General features: G+C 75.0%; 14 protein-coding genes and 1 pseudogene. 10 read left to right on the forward strand and 5 right to left on the reverse strand.

What is annotated here, in order from left to right:
- From AE652_RS21305 to AE652_RS21320, 4 genes are all read left to right on the forward strand, one after another.
- On the forward strand, positions 1–829 hold an 829-nt coding region (locus tag AE652_RS21305), incomplete at its 5' end, for a zinc-ribbon domain-containing protein (protein WP_049653916.1).
- 28 nt (positions 830–857) lie between these two features.
- Positions 858–1,877, forward strand: coding sequence for a winged helix-turn-helix domain-containing protein (locus AE652_RS21310; protein WP_049653919.1), 1,020 nt, complete (start codon positions 858–860; stop codon positions 1,875–1,877).
- Between the two features lie 136 nt (positions 1,878–2,013).
- Positions 2,014–2,382, forward strand: a complete 369-nt coding sequence (locus tag AE652_RS21315) for a hypothetical protein (protein ID WP_049653922.1) — start codon at positions 2,014–2,016, stop codon at positions 2,380–2,382.
- Between the two features lie 99 nt (positions 2,383–2,481).
- Positions 2,482–4,536, forward strand: coding sequence for a transglycosylase domain-containing protein (locus AE652_RS21320; protein ID WP_049653938.1), 2,055 nt, complete (start codon positions 2,482–2,484; stop codon positions 4,534–4,536).
- Between the two features lie 29 nt (positions 4,537–4,565).
- Here the strand turns inward: AE652_RS21320 and AE652_RS21325 are convergent, their stop codons facing one another.
- On the reverse strand, positions 4,566–5,057 hold the full coding sequence (locus AE652_RS21325; protein ID WP_107086501.1) for a hypothetical protein: 492 nt from the start codon (positions 5,055–5,057) through the stop codon (positions 4,566–4,568).
- 302 nt (positions 5,058–5,359) lie between these two features.
- Between AE652_RS21325 and AE652_RS21330 the strand changes: the two genes are divergently transcribed.
- The gene (locus AE652_RS21330; protein ID WP_049653924.1) at positions 5,360–6,508 is read left to right on the forward strand and encodes a PP2C family protein-serine/threonine phosphatase; all 1,149 of its coding nucleotides are present in this window, start codon (positions 5,360–5,362) and stop codon (positions 6,506–6,508) included.
- Between the two features lie 7 nt (positions 6,509–6,515).
- Here AE652_RS21330 and AE652_RS21335 read toward each other — a convergent pair whose 3' ends face one another.
- Both AE652_RS21335 and AE652_RS21340 read right to left on the reverse strand, forming a co-directional pair.
- Complete coding sequence (locus AE652_RS21335; protein ID WP_234348470.1) at positions 6,516–7,256, reverse strand: MgtC/SapB family protein; 741 nt, start codon at positions 7,254–7,256, stop codon at positions 6,516–6,518.
- A gap of 197 nt (positions 7,257–7,453) precedes the next feature.
- Entirely contained in the window at positions 7,454–8,386 is a 933-nt protein-coding gene (locus AE652_RS21340) for an MBL fold metallo-hydrolase (protein ID WP_049653927.1), read from the reverse strand.
- 133 nt (positions 8,387–8,519) lie between these two features.
- Here AE652_RS21340 and AE652_RS48390 point away from each other — a divergent pair.
- The 4 genes and pseudogenes from AE652_RS48390 to AE652_RS46485 all read left to right on the forward strand — a co-directional run.
- Positions 8,520–8,717: pseudogene (locus tag AE652_RS48390) on the forward strand (hypothetical protein); the annotation flags it as partial.
- Complete coding sequence (locus AE652_RS21345) at positions 8,704–10,095, forward strand: Asp-tRNA(Asn)/Glu-tRNA(Gln) amidotransferase GatCAB subunit A (protein ID WP_049653929.1); 1,392 nt, start codon at positions 8,704–8,706, stop codon at positions 10,093–10,095. The pseudogene AE652_RS48390 and the gene AE652_RS21345, both read left to right, overlap by 14 nt.
- Positions 10,096–10,143: 48 nt before the next feature.
- On the forward strand, positions 10,144–10,728 hold the full coding sequence (locus tag AE652_RS21350) for a TetR/AcrR family transcriptional regulator (protein ID WP_049653931.1): 585 nt from the start codon (positions 10,144–10,146) through the stop codon (positions 10,726–10,728).
- Between the two features lie 182 nt (positions 10,729–10,910).
- Entirely contained in the window at positions 10,911–11,054 is a 144-nt protein-coding gene (locus tag AE652_RS46485) for a hypothetical protein (protein ID WP_159028516.1), read from the forward strand.
- A gap of 145 nt (positions 11,055–11,199) precedes the next feature.
- Here AE652_RS46485 and AE652_RS21355 read toward each other — a convergent pair whose 3' ends face one another.
- Positions 11,200–11,655, reverse strand: a complete 456-nt coding sequence (locus AE652_RS21355; RefSeq protein WP_049653933.1) for a hypothetical protein — start codon at positions 11,653–11,655, stop codon at positions 11,200–11,202.
- Positions 11,656–11,732: 77 nt separating this feature from the next.
- Positions 11,733–12,164 (reverse strand): GNAT family N-acetyltransferase, encoded by a 432-nt coding sequence (locus AE652_RS21360; protein WP_049653934.1) that lies wholly within the window; start codon positions 12,162–12,164, stop codon positions 11,733–11,735.
- Positions 12,165–12,311: 147 nt separating this feature from the next.
- Between AE652_RS21360 and AE652_RS21365 the strand changes: the two genes are divergently transcribed.
- Positions 12,312–12,968 (forward strand): formyltransferase family protein (locus tag AE652_RS21365; RefSeq protein WP_049653936.1); only part of this gene is annotated, 657 nt, incomplete at its 3' end.

Genomic DNA, 12,968 nt, shown 5'->3' on the forward strand with positions numbered 1-12,968 from the left:
CGACCCCGCAGCGCAGGTCCCCGGTGCGCAGGCCCCCGCAGCCCCGGCCGACCCGGTGGCCGTCCAGCCCGCCAAGCCCGTCGCGCCCCGCCCCGTCAGCCGGGCGACCGAGGCCGTCGAGACCCAGGACGGCCCGCCCTGCCCCAGCTGCGGCACGCCCAACCTGCCCGGGCGGAAGTTCTGCCGCCGCTGCGCCGCACCCCTGACCCCCACCGAAGCCGTCGCCGAACTGCCCTGGTGGCGCACCCGCTGGCCGTTCCGGCGCCGGGTGCGGATCGGCGGCTCGGGCAACGCGCTGCGCCGCACCATCGCCCTGCTCGCGCTCGTCGCGGTGGTCGTGGCCGGGGTCCTGCTCTTCCCGGCCGGTCAGCGGGTCTTCCAGGACGTCCTGGACAAGGTCCGCGGCACCGCGCCGATCGCCCCCGCCGCCACCTCGGCGAGCGCCGCCGTCGAGGGCCACCCGGCCACCCTGGCCGACGACGGCCTCAGCAACACCTACTGGGGCGCGCCCGCGATCGGGGACTCCGTCACCTTCTCCTTCCGCGGCCCGTTCCGGCTGGTGGACCTGATCGTCCACACCGGGGCCTCCCCGGATCCCCAGCAGTTCCAGCAGCAGGCCCGCCCCGTCGTCCTCACCCTGGAGGTCACCGGGAAGGACGGCGAGGTCCACACCCAGCAGGTCCCGCTCAACGACCAGCCGGGCCCGCAGACCGTCCAGACCGGGATCAGCGACGTCACCCAGGTGAAGCTCACCGTCCGGGAGGCCGCCGGGACCGGCGCCGGCCGCGCCATCGCGCTCGCGGAGGTGGAGTTCTTCAAACGCACCTGACCGCGTCGCCCGCCACCGGAGGGAACCCATGGTCTACCGGATCCACTTCACCTCCCAGGACCTGGCCAGGACCCGGCCGGCGGGTCCGATGCCCTTCGCCGAACTCCTGGCCGCGGCGCGGGCCCTACAGGACCGGAGCCGTGCGGCGCGGCTGGACCCGTGGCGGCGGAGCGTCCTGGGGCGGCTGCCCGAGCGGGCCCGGATGGCGCTCTCCCTGGCGCCGGCGGACGGCTGGGGGCCGACCTTCCTGATGCCCGCGGTGGCAGGCCGGCCGGAGGAGCTGCTGGAGCGGGTACGGGCGACCCCGGGCCGGCTCGTCGCGGCGGAGCTGGCCGCGATCGCCGAGCACCAGCCCGTCCCCGGGTGGGCCCGCCGCCTGGCCGAGGACGGCGCGCTGCGCGAAGAACTCGCCCAGAGCCTCGGCCTCCTCTACGAGCACCTGGTCGGCCGCTACTGGTCGCGGATCACCGACTGCTACGCCGCGGACCGGGCGGTGCGGATGCGCCAGTTCCTCGGCGGGGGCGTCGAGCTGCTGCTCGCCGGCGCCAGCCCCCGGTGGATGCGCTGGAAGCCGCCGGTGCTGGAGGTCCGCAGCAGGGTCGACCACGACCTGCGGCTCCAGGGGCAGGGCGTCCTGCTGGCCCCCTCGGTGTTCGCCAAGCGGGCCATGGTCAGCGACGACTCCCACGGCCTGCCCCAGCCCGCGGTCACCTTCCCGATCGACGACGGCCGCCCCGCGGGCTGGCCGGACCTGCTCGGCCCCGAGCCGGCCCCGGCGGGGTCGGGGCCCACCGTGACCGCCCTGCTCGGGCGCACCCGGGCCGCCGTGCTGCGGGTGGTCGCCGACCACCCGGGCTGCTCGACGAAGGAGCTCGCCGCCCTCGCCGGGATCACCCCCTCCAGCGCCAGCGAGCACGCCACCGTGCTGCGCGAGGCCAGGCTGATCGGCACCTCCCGGTACCGCAACACCGCGCTGCACAGCCCGACCGCGCTCGGCCTCGGACTGCTCGGCGACGGGCCCGACGTTCCCGATGTGCCCGGTTCGTAGGGGAGTTGAGCGGTGCGTCCGTGATTCGGGCCAGGCCGAAACACGTCGAGCGGCGGTGCCCCGGACTCCGAGACTGAGGTGCGGGCGCCGGACCCGGCCGCCCGCACACGACGTCACTGCTCCCAGGAGGTCCCCCATGCGCTTCGTCCACAAGGCCGGCATCGTCCTCGCGGCCGGATTCGCCGCCGCCACCACGCTCCTCGCCCCCGTGGCGAACGCCCAGCCGGCCATCTCGGCGGCCCCGGCCGACTGCCCCAAGGGCTACATCTGCGGCTACAAGTACAGCAACTACCAGCACCTCATGTTCCGCTTCAGCGACTGCGGCATCCTCCAGGAGATCCCCGACGGCATGAACAGCGGCGGGTCCTGGTACAACAACCAGTCCACCGGCCTCAAGGCGAAGATGTACGGCAAGTCCAAGAACCTCGTCTACACCACGCCCGGCGCCCCCTACGGCGACCCCAACGGCAACTGGGCGCCGGTCTGGTACGTCAAGGCCTGCTGACCCCGCCCCACGGGCCTGCCGCCGGGTGCGCCGTCCGCGCCCGGCGGCGGGCCGGGCTTCCAAGGAGTTCCTCATCTGCGCCGCGTACGGTCACGCGTCATGGCGGAACTGCGGGTGGTGGCGGGCATACGGAAGCTGGGACACGGGACGCGGCTGGTCGCGGTCAGCGTGGTCGCCGGGGTGGTGGCGGCGGGGATGGTGCTGCCCGCGGTGGCGGCGGTCGGGCTCGGCGCGCAGTCGGCGGCGGACGACTTCCAGAGCCTGCCCGACGACTTCAAGACCCCTCCGCTCTCCCAGGCCACGACGATCCTCGACGCCCAGGGCGGCACGATCGCCACCGTGTACGACCGGGACCGCACGGTCGTCCCGGCGGACCGGATCTCCCCGCTGGTGAAGACCGCGCTGGTGGACACCGAGGACAACCGCTTCTACGAGCACGGCGCGATCGACCTCAAGGGCGTGCTGCGCGCCCTGGACAAGAACGCCTCCTCGGGCACCACCGCCCAGGGCGCCTCCACCCTCACCCAGCAGTACGTGAAGAACGTCTTCGTCGAGGAGGCGGGCGACGACCCGCAGAAGGTCGCCGAGGCGCAGCGGCAGACCGTCGGCCGCAAGATCCAGGAGCTGAAGTACGCGATCAAGGTCGAGGAGACCCTGAGCAAGGACCAGATCCTCACCAACTACCTGAACATCACCTTCTTCGGCGAGCAGGCCTACGGCATCGAGGCGGCCTCCCAGCGCTACTTCGGCGTGCACGCCGCGGACCTCACCCTGCCGCAGGCCGCGCTGCTGGCGGGCCTGGTGCAGTCGCCGACCGGCTACGACCCGACGGTCAACCCGACGGCGGCGAAGGAGCGGCGCGACACCGTGCTGCGCAAGATGGCCGGGTACGGGCACATCACCCAGGAGGAGGCCCGGCAGGCGATCGCCGCCCCGCTCGGGCTGAACGTCCAGGCGCCGCAGCAGGGGTGCATCCTGGCCAAGCAGGGCGAGGGCTTCTTCTGCGACTACGTGCGCGAGACGGTGCTCACCGACCCGGCCTTCGGCGCGTCGGCCGCCGAGCGGCAGGCGGTCTGGAAGCGCGGCGGCCTGCAGATCCGCACCACGCTCGACCCGACGGCCCAGGCGGCGCTCCAGGCCTCGGTCACCGGCCACGTCGACGCGGGCGACCAGGCGGCGACCGCGATGAGCATCGTCCAGCCGGGCACCGGGAAGATCCTGGCGATGGGCCAGAGCCGCCCGTACGGCGTCGACGGCAAGCAGCACCAGACCCAGATCAACTACAACGCCGGCAAGGCCATGGGCGGCGGGCTCGGCTTCCCGACCGGCTCGACCTTCAAGCCGGTCGTCGCGGCGGCGGCCCTGGAGAGCGGCATCCCGGCCGACCAGGCCTACACCACGGACTACAGCATCCCGTGGCCGGCCATGACGGACTGCTCGGGCGGGAGGTTCCCGTCCTCCGGGCAGGTGCACAACGACAGCCAGAGCCTCACCGGCCGGTTCGACATGAAGTCGGCCATGGCGCAGTCCGTCAACACCTACTTCGCGAAGCTGGAGGCCGACACCGGCCTGTGTAACGTCGCGCGGATGACGAACAAGCTGGGCATCACCCAGCAGGCGGGCGGCGAGAAGCTCCAGGTGGTCCCGTCGATGACGCTCGGCAGCAACGACCTGACCCCGCTGACGATGGCGGCCGTCTACGCGGCCTTCGCCGCCCACGGCACCTACTGCGCGCCGACCGCCATCGCCTCGGTGACCGGCCCCGACGGCAAGCCGCTCGCGGTGCCGCAGGCGAACTGCTCGGCGGTGATGTCGGCCGGCACCGCCGACACCGTCAGCGCGATGCTCAAGGGCGTGGTCGAGGACGGCACCGGGCAGACGGCCGGCCTCACCGGCCGGGACAGCGCGGGCAAGACCGGCACCACCAACGACAGCCGCCAGGTGTGGTTCGTCGGCTACACCCCGGAGATGGCGGGCGCGACCGTGGTCAGCGACACCGACAACCCCAAGCCGCTGGACGGCCAGCGGATCGGCGGCCAGGTGGTCGGCCAGGCCTTCGGCGGCACCCTGGCCGGCCCGATCTGGCGCGACGCGATGGACGGCGCGCTGGCGGGCACCCCGGCCGGCACCTTCACGCCGGTGCAGCTGCCCTGAGCCACCGGTGACCCAGGGCGGCCGGTGACTCAGCGGTAGAGCGCCACCCGGGGCTCGACCGTGCCCTGGAGCGGTGCCTTCCCGACCACGGTGACCCGGTAGTGCGCGGTGAGGGTCTGGTGGCCGTGCAGGACGGTCTTGGCCGGGACGAGCCGGGTGTACAGCGTGCCGGTCTGGCTGCCGAGCGGAATGGCGCGCCAGTGGCCGTCGGGGGAGAGCACCTCGATCCGGATGCCCGCCGGGTTGAGGAAGGGCCCGTTGTCCGGCGACTCGACGAGGATCTGCGGGGCCACCGTCCGGTCGGCCGAGGAGTCGTTGCGGTACGTGACGGTGATCGGCCGGGTCGCGTGGTCGCGCGGCAGCGCGGTCTCGGGGAGCTCCACGAAGGACACCGGCGGGGCGGCGGTCGCGGTCCGGGCACCGGTCGCGGCCTGGGCCGGGGCGACGAGCGCGGCGGTCGGCAGGGCGGCGAGGGCCGCGGCCAGGGCCAGGCTCCGACGGGGGATCTTCAGGGTGCGCATGGCGCCTCCTTCGGCCGGCCGCCGGGTCACCGGTGGCGCCGCGTGGTTCGGGCAGGTCCGTACGGGACCACCCTGCCCCCTCACTCGGAAAGCCGCACGCGGTGGAGCGGAGGCGGGCCCGGGCGGGGCGACGCGGGCGGTGCTCCGACTGGGCCGAACGTGCGAGCGCCGGACCCATCACGCCGCCGCACCACCCCTGCCGTGACCGGGCCCCGTACCTTGGGCGCAACCTCCGCCGGGCGGCTGCGCGCCGGGCGGGGCGCCCGAACAGCGGGGGACGTCGCGAGAACGGGAGGGACGGCTTGCGGGCGCGTTCCGTCGAGGAGCCGGGGCCGCGGCTGCCGGTGCTGATCAGGTACGGCCACCGGTCGTGGCTGGTGCCGCTGGCGGTGCTCGCGGCGGTGGTGGGCGTGGACGCGGCCACCCCCGCCACGTTCGCGTCCGTCAGCTGGCTGGCCATGGTTCCGGTGGTGGCCGCCGGGCTCTGCGGGCCGGCGGCCACCACGCTGTTCGCCCTCCTCGCCGTCGTCGCCTACCCGGCCCTGGACAGCATCTGGAGCAAGTCCCAGGGGATCGAGGACTTCCTGCTGGTGATCGCGGGGGCCGCCGTCTCGGTGCCGATCAGCATCTTCCGCGCCCGGGCCGCCGCCTACGTCCACCACCTCCAGGGCACGGCCGAGACCACCCGGCAGGTGGTGCTGCGCCCGGTGCCGCCGGGCTGGGGCGGGGTGGACTCGGCGGCGCGCTACCTGGCCGCGGACGTCGAGGCCCGGGTGGGCGGCGACTTCTACGACGTGCTGGCCACCCCGTTCGGGGCGCGGGTCATCCTCGGCGACGTCCAGGGCAAGGGCCTGCCGGCGGTCTCCGCGGCGGCGGCCCTGGTGGGCTGCTTCCGGGAGGCCGCCTTCCACGAGGCGGACCTGGCCACCGTCGCGTCCTGGCTGGAGGAGCGGCTGCACCGGCAGAACCTGCTGGCGGAGCGGCTGGGGGAGCAGGAGGAGCGGTTCGCCACGGCGGTGGTCGTCTGGTTCCCGGCCGACGCGCCGGGGGAGGGGGAGGTGGTCAACTTCGGCCACGACAGCCCCCACGTCCTCGGCCCCGCGGGGGTGCGCCAGCTGCCGCCGGGCAACGGCGCACCGCTCGGGCTGGCCCAGCTGGCCGGCGGGCTGCCGGAGGTCCGGCGGTTGAGCCTGGGCCCGGAGGAGACGGTCCTGATCGTCTCGGACGGGGTGACCGAGGCCCGCGACCGGACGGGCGCCTTCTTCGCCCTGCGCGACCACCTGGAGCGCCTGGCCGCCCGGCCCGGGGCGGTCGACCCCGGGCGCCTGGTCGACGAGGTGGCGGCCGAGGTCCTCCGGCACACCGGCGGCCGGTTGACGGACGACACCGCCCTGCTCGCCGTCCGGACGCCCCCGGTGGCGCCGGCGGTGCCGGCCGGGTCGGCGGACTGAGCCGGCCTCAGTCCTCGGCGTGGCTGACCGCGCAGGTCAGGACGCCCGGGAGGCGGGCCAGTTCGGCGGTGAGGGCGGACAGGTCCCCGCGGCCGTGCACGGTGATGTGCACCTCCGCGATCCGCTCGTCGACACCGCCGCCGCCCTCGTCGGGCGGCCCGGCCCGGTCCACGGTCGCCAGTTCGGCCACGGCGAACCCCGCGGCGGTGATCCGGGCGAGCAGCAGCCGCAGCAGGCCGTTGCCCTCGGTGTAGGTGACGTGGCAGCTGACCGGCCGGGTGCGCAGCCTCGGCAGCCGGTGGGTGAGCGGCCGCAGCACGTAGCCGACGAAGAAGTAGGCGGCGGTGGCCGCGGTGGCGAGCAGCGGCAGTCCGGCGGCGGCCGCCGTGCCGATCGCGGCGGTCAGCCAGACGGTGGCGGCCGTGGTCAGCCCCCGGATCGAGCCGCGCTGGACGAAGATCACCCCGGCGCCGATGAAGCCGAGTCCGGAGACGATCTGGGCGGCCATCCTGGACGGGTCCAGGGTGACCACGCCGGACTGGACCACGTCGCTGAAGCCGTACTTGCTCACCAGGGTGAAGAGCGCCGCCCCGAGGCCGACGACGGTGTACGTGCGCAGTCCGGCGGCCTTCTGTCTGATCTCCCGTTCCAGGCCGATCGCGCTGGCCAGCACCAGGGCGATGGCGAAGTCGGTGAAGTGGACCCATCCTTGCCCGAAGGGCTCGACGAACGCTTCCAGCGTCCTCAACTCCTCCTGCCGTCTCAATCGTCCCGCCCGCCCCCTGGAGAGCGGGCACCGATCCCGGTTCGGCGAAGCGGGTGCCGTCGAGCCTACGGTTCATCAGACGATCGGACCGGCGCTCGGACGGGCCGACTTGACGGTCAGGGGGTCGAGCGGAGGCGAACCGACGGCGCGCCGACTCGGCGGCCCCGCCCGGTGCGCACTCACCGCGCTCCGTCGGCGCCGACGGGCGGGCCGCTCTCCCCGGCCGTCGGGGGCACGGGCCGCAGCCGGTAGGCCTCCCCGTCGGCGAGGACATGGCCGGCGGTGGGCGGGGCGAAGTGGGTGCCGAGCAGCAGGGTGTCGGTACCGGCGAGGGAGGCGAGCAGCGCCCGGCGGGTGGCGGCGGACTGCCGGGGGTCGATGTCGACGCAGGCGCCGATGGCGGGGTGGGCGAGCTGCACGGGGTGGTGGAGGCAGTCGCCGGTGATCAGCGCCGTCCGGCCCCGGCTGGTCAGTTCGACGGCGACGTGCCCCGGGGTGTGGCCGGGGGTGGGGAGCAGGCGCAGGCCGGGGACGATCCGCAGGCCCTCGGCCGGGACGTCGACCAGGTCCAGCAGGCCGGCCCGCTCGACCGGGAGCACCGAGTCGCGGAACAGCTGCGCGCGCGCCTCGTCCATGGGGTACCCGGCCCAGAACTCCCGCTCGGCGCGGGTGGTGAGGTAGCGCGCGCCGGGGAAGGTGGGCTCCCACGCGCCGTCCACCTGCCGGGTGTTCCAGCCGACGTGGTCGGCGTGCAGGTGGGTGAGGACCACCAGGTCGACGGAGTCCGGCGGGAAGCCGGCGGCGGCCAGGCGCTCGGGGTAGTCGGTGCGCAGGTCGTGCCAGGCCGGGTTGGCCCGCTGCTTGCCGTTGCCGATGCCGGTGTCGACGAGGACGCGCAGCCCGTCCACGACGACGGCGAAGCTGTGGCTGTCCAGGCGCAGCACGCCGTCGGCGTCGGCGAAGTCGGGGCGCAGCCAGTCCTGGCCGGCCACCAGTTCGGGGGTGGCGTCGGGCAGCAGCCACGGCCCGGTGGCGGGCGGCAGCGGGACTTCGTCGACGCGGTGGACGGTGAGGTCGCCGACCGTCCAGGAGGGGGTAGGGGTGTTCGGCATGGGGCGGTTCCTCCGCTGCAAAAGCCATTCGTTTGCGTTAACGCGACCATAGAACCTACAGTCTCGCTAACGCAAACCCTTAGCTTTTGGCGGGGATGCCTCGTGGTGCCTCGCACCACCCCCGACCAATGCGGAGCTCCCCCCGCCCGAGGCGGCCCGCCGGGCCGCCCGGGCCGGGCTCGACCTGCCGGCCGACCGGCACGCCGCGGTGGCGGCCACCGCCGGGCACATCCGGTCCGTCGTCGCCGTCCTGCGGGAGCTGGACCTCGGGGACACCCCGCCCGCCGCCGCCTTCCGCGCGGAAGGGGGGCACCCCGATGCAGCCGTATGAGCTGACCATCGCCGCCGCCTCGGCGCGGATCCGGGAGCGGCGGCTGTCCCCCGTCGAGCTGGTCGACTCCGTCCTCGGCCGCATCGACCGGGTCGAGCCGCACCTCGGCGCGTACGTCGCCGTCGCCGCCGAACAGGCCCGCGACGCGGCGCGCGAGGCCGAGCGGGAGATCGCCCGGGGCCGGTACCGGGGGCCGCTGCACGGCGTCCCGGTCGGGCTCAAGGACCTGATCGACGTCGCCGGATCGCCCACCACCGCGAGCTCCCGGGTCCGGGACGGCCATCGCGCGGCCGCCGACAGCACCGTCGTCGCCCGGCTGCGCGCCGCCGGCGCGGTCCTGGCCGGCAAGACCCACACCCACGAGTTCGCCTACGGCCTGACCACCCCGCAGACCGCCAACGCCTGGGACCGCGAGCGGGTCGCCGGAGGCTCCAGCGGCGGGTCCGCCGTCGCGGTGGCCGCCGGGGCGGCGACCTTCGCCCTCGGCACCGACACCGGCGGCTCCATCCGGGTGCCCGCCGCGCTGAACGGGGTGGTCGGCCTCAAGCCGACCTACGGGCTGGTGCCCCGCCACGGCGTCACCCCGCTGTCCTGGTCGCTCGACCACGTCGGCCCGATCACCCGCACCGTGGAGGACGCGGCGCTGGTCCTGGCCGCCCTCGCCGGGCGCGACCCGCGCGACCCCGCCTCGGTGGCCGCCCCCGCCGTCGACTACCGGCCGGAGCGGGAGCCGGACCTGACGGGCGTGCGGATCGGCGTGCCGGTCAACCACTACGTCGACCACGTCGACCCGGAGGTGGCGGCCGCCGTCCACCACGCCGTCGCGCGGCTGGAGGCGCTCGGTGCCCGGCCCGTCGAGGTGGAGGTCCCGCTGGCCCGCTACCTCCTGCCCACCCTGTGGGGCCTGGTGGCGCCGGAGGCCTCCGCCTACCACGCCCGCACCCTGCGCACCGTCCCCGAGCTGTACCAGGCGGACGTCCGGGTCCTGCTGGAGGCCGGCGAGCTGATCGACGCGGGCGACCACCTGCGCGCCCAGCGCGCCCGGACGCTGATCCGCGACGCGTGGGCGGGGATCCTGGAGGAGGTCGACGTGATCGCCGCCCCGACGGTGCCGACCACGGCGGTCCGGGCCGGCCAGGAGACGGTCACCTGGCCGGACGGCACCTCCGAGGGCGTCGCCGACGCCTACGTCCGGCTCTGCGCCCCGGCCAACGTCACCGGCCTGCCCGCCCTGACCGTCCCGGCCGGCCAGGACGCGGCGGGCCTGCCGATCGGCCTGCAACTGCTCGGACGGCCCTTCGACGAGCGCACGCTGCTGCGGGTGGGCCACGCCTACGAGCGCACGCAGCCCGCGCGGGCGCTCGCACCGGTGGTCTGACCGGGCCCGGCCCGCCTTAACGCAAAGGCGACGCTTTAAGATGACGGTATGAGTCCTCGCCAGATGGCCCGCCCGGGCGGGCGCAGCGCCCGCGTCCAGGAGGCGGTGCACACCGCGGTCCGCGAACTGCTCGCGGAGGTGGGCCGCGAGGCGCTCACCGTGCCGATGGTCGCCCAGCGGGCCGGCGTCACCCCGTCGACGGTCTACCGCCGCTGGGGCGACCTCGCCGAGCTGCTGTCGGACGTCGCGGTGGAGCGGCTGCGCCCGGACACCGAACCGGAGGACCGCGGCGGCCTGCGCGCCGACCTCACCGCCTGGGCCGAACAGTTCCTCGACGAGATGGCCTCCGCCTCCGGCCGCGCCTACGTCCGCGACGCCCTCCTCGGCGACCCGGACGGCGGCAACGCCGGCCAGTGCTCGGCCTACGCCGCCGACCAGCTCGGCCTCGTTCTCGCCCGGGCCCGCGCCCGCGGCGAGGACACCCCCGAGGTCGAGACCGCCATGGACCGCCTCGTCGCCCCCCTGATGTACCGCATCCTCTTCCGCCCCTCCGGCCTCACCCCCGCCTACGCCCGCCACCTGGTCACCGACCTCCTCGGCGACCCGGACGGGGAGCGGCGTCAGTCGACCTGACCCTGAGCGGGGTGCGTCGTCGGCGGCGCGTCCGACATTCTGAAATGACATCAAGTCGCCGATGCCATCGACAGGTTGGCCTCGGCAGGGCTGCCCTGCTCCACCGAGGGCGATGGCCCGGTGACGGTTGGTCATGGCAGGATCGGCGCGGGTCGACACCGTGTCGACCGAAAGGAGGAGACATGGCCGGGGACAGCAAGGCGACGGCGTCCGGTACGGACAAGAAGCCGTCCGGTGCGTACGCGGGCACCGAGATCACGATCGAAGGCGAGGAGCACCTCATCCTTCGGGAGGACGAGATCCAGGTGGTCGCCGACTCCGAGTGACACGCCCACGCTTCGGCGTGGGAGAAGGGCCCCGCCGGTCGCCACCGGAAGGGCCCTTTCTGCTGCGCCGCCGCAGGACGTAGGCGCGCCCTCCGCCGTCTCCGGGCCGGATGAAACCGGCGGGGCGGATGGCCGAAGCGGCCGCCTACGGCTGCGGGGGCCCCGCGAGGATGATCGGCCAGTCGCCGTCGGGGCCGAGCAGGTCGTCGAGCGGCGTGTCCGGCGGGCCGAGGAGGACGGCGGCGCCTTCGGCGAGCCGCTCGGCGACGGCCGGGGCGACGGCGGTCTCGGCGCGCAGCACGAGGACGGCTGCCGGGTCGGCGGCCGAGCGGAGCGGGAAGCCGGCCGGGTCGATCTCCGCCCGTTCCAGGACGGCCGGGTGGACGGCGACGGCGACGGTCAGCAGGCCCCCGTCGTAGCTGTGTTCGGCCCAGCCGTCGGTCTGCACCAGGTAGAGGACCTCGTCGCCCTCGTAGCAGTGCCCGCCGAGGCGTTCCAGGGCCTGTTCCCCCGGGGTGCCCTCGGGGTCGACGACCAGGGCGGCCGCCGGGGTGTCCGGCTCGTCGGGGTCGAGGCCGGAACGGACGTGGAGTCGGGCCATCGGGGTGCCTCCGGGGTCGTGCGGGCGGGCGGCGGGTCGGGCACCAGTACACACCGCGCCACCGACAGTCCGGGCCGTCAGCGCCCGCCCATCAGGCGGTACATGCCGATCGAGTCGTGGGCGGCCGTGTCCGCGAAGCCGAACTTCTCGTAGAGGAAGCGCGCGGGCCCGTCCGCGATCAGCGAGACGTACGCGGTGGCGGGTGCCCGGCGCTCCAGTTCCCCGGTGAGCGCGGCCATGATGCGCTTGCCGAGGCCGTGGCCCTGGTGCGCGGGGTGGACGCAGATGTCGGTGACCTGGAACGCGGTGCCGCCGTCGCCGATGATCCGCCCCATGCCGACGGGCTCGCCCTCGTGGCGGAGGACCACGCCGTACCAGGTGTTGGGGAGGGCGAGCGCGACCGCCTCGGGGGCCTTGTCGGAGAGGCCGGCGTCGGTGCGCAGGCGGCGGAAGACCTCGACGGTGGGCACGCCGGGACGGATCTCGTAAGGGTCACTATTCGGATTCATGCCTTACATGCTACCCGCTCGGCCCCGCCGCCCGGCTCCGGCCGCTCGGGTGAACGCGCGGCGCGACATACCGGACGGGACGGGGCGTCACGGGGGCGGAAGCGATGATCGCCGGGTTCCCGGAACCCCACCCCGTCGGAGTCGTACATGCGGATTCTTCTCCTCGCCAGCGCGTTCAACAGCCTCAGCCAGCGGCTGCACGCCGAACTGCGCGACCGGCTCCACACCGTGGACGTCCAACTGGCCGGTGACGACGAGGAGTTGCTCGACGCGGTGCACCGCCTGAAACCCGACCTGGTGCTCGCGCCGATGCTGCGCACGGCGATCCCGCGCGGGCTCTGGTCACAGCTCACCTGCCTGGTCGTCCACCCCGGCCCGCCGGGCGACCGCGGCCCGTCCTCCCTCGACCGGGCCGTCCAGGAGGGCCGCACCGACTGGGGCGTCACGGTGCTGCAGGCCGAGGCGGAGCTGGACGCCGGGCCGGTCTGGGCCTGGGTGCCCTGCCGGCTGCCCGGGTACGGCAAGAGCGACCTGTACCGCAACGAGGTCGCCGACGCGGCGGTGGCGGCCGCGCTGCTCGCCGTCGAACGCTTCGCCTCCGGCGGGTACGCGCCGGAGCCGCAGTCCGGCCCCGGCTGGAGCGGCACCGTACGGACCCGGCCCGCGCTGCGCCAGGAGGAGCGCCGGATCGACTGGGCGGCCGACCCCACCGAGGCGGTGCTGCGCAGGCTCCGCGCGGCGGACTCGCGCCCCGGCGTGCTCGACGAGCTGTGCGGCGGCGCCTGGTACCTGCACGGCGGGCAC

The sequence above is a fragment of the Kitasatospora sp. MY 5-36 genome (assembly GCF_001182915.1).
Lineage (GTDB): Bacteria > Actinomycetota > Actinomycetes > Streptomycetales > Streptomycetaceae > Kitasatospora.

Coding starts and splice junctions, on each gene's coding strand:
- AE652_RS21310 (WP_049653919.1), top strand. CDS start 858: ATGGTCTACCGGATCCACTTCACCTCCCAGGACCTGGCCAGGACCCGG.
- AE652_RS21315 (WP_049653922.1), top strand. CDS start 2,014: ATGCGCTTCGTCCACAAGGCCGGCATCGTCCTCGCGGCCGGATTCGCC.
- AE652_RS21320 (WP_049653938.1), top strand. CDS start 2,482: ATGGCGGAACTGCGGGTGGTGGCGGGCATACGGAAGCTGGGACACGGG.
- AE652_RS21325 (WP_107086501.1), bottom strand. CDS start 5,057: ATGCGCACCCTGAAGATCCCCCGTCGGAGCCTGGCCCTGGCCGCGGCC.
- AE652_RS21340 (WP_049653927.1), bottom strand. CDS start 8,386: ATGCCGAACACCCCTACCCCCTCCTGGACGGTCGGCGACCTCACCGTC.
- AE652_RS21345 (WP_049653929.1), top strand. CDS start 8,704: ATGCAGCCGTATGAGCTGACCATCGCCGCCGCCTCGGCGCGGATCCGG.
- AE652_RS21350 (WP_049653931.1), top strand. CDS start 10,144: ATGAGTCCTCGCCAGATGGCCCGCCCGGGCGGGCGCAGCGCCCGCGTC.
- AE652_RS46485 (WP_159028516.1), top strand. CDS start 10,911: ATGGCCGGGGACAGCAAGGCGACGGCGTCCGGTACGGACAAGAAGCCG.
- AE652_RS21355 (WP_049653933.1), bottom strand. CDS start 11,655: ATGGCCCGACTCCACGTCCGTTCCGGCCTCGACCCCGACGAGCCGGAC.
- AE652_RS21360 (WP_049653934.1), bottom strand. CDS start 12,164: ATGAATCCGAATAGTGACCCTTACGAGATCCGTCCCGGCGTGCCCACC.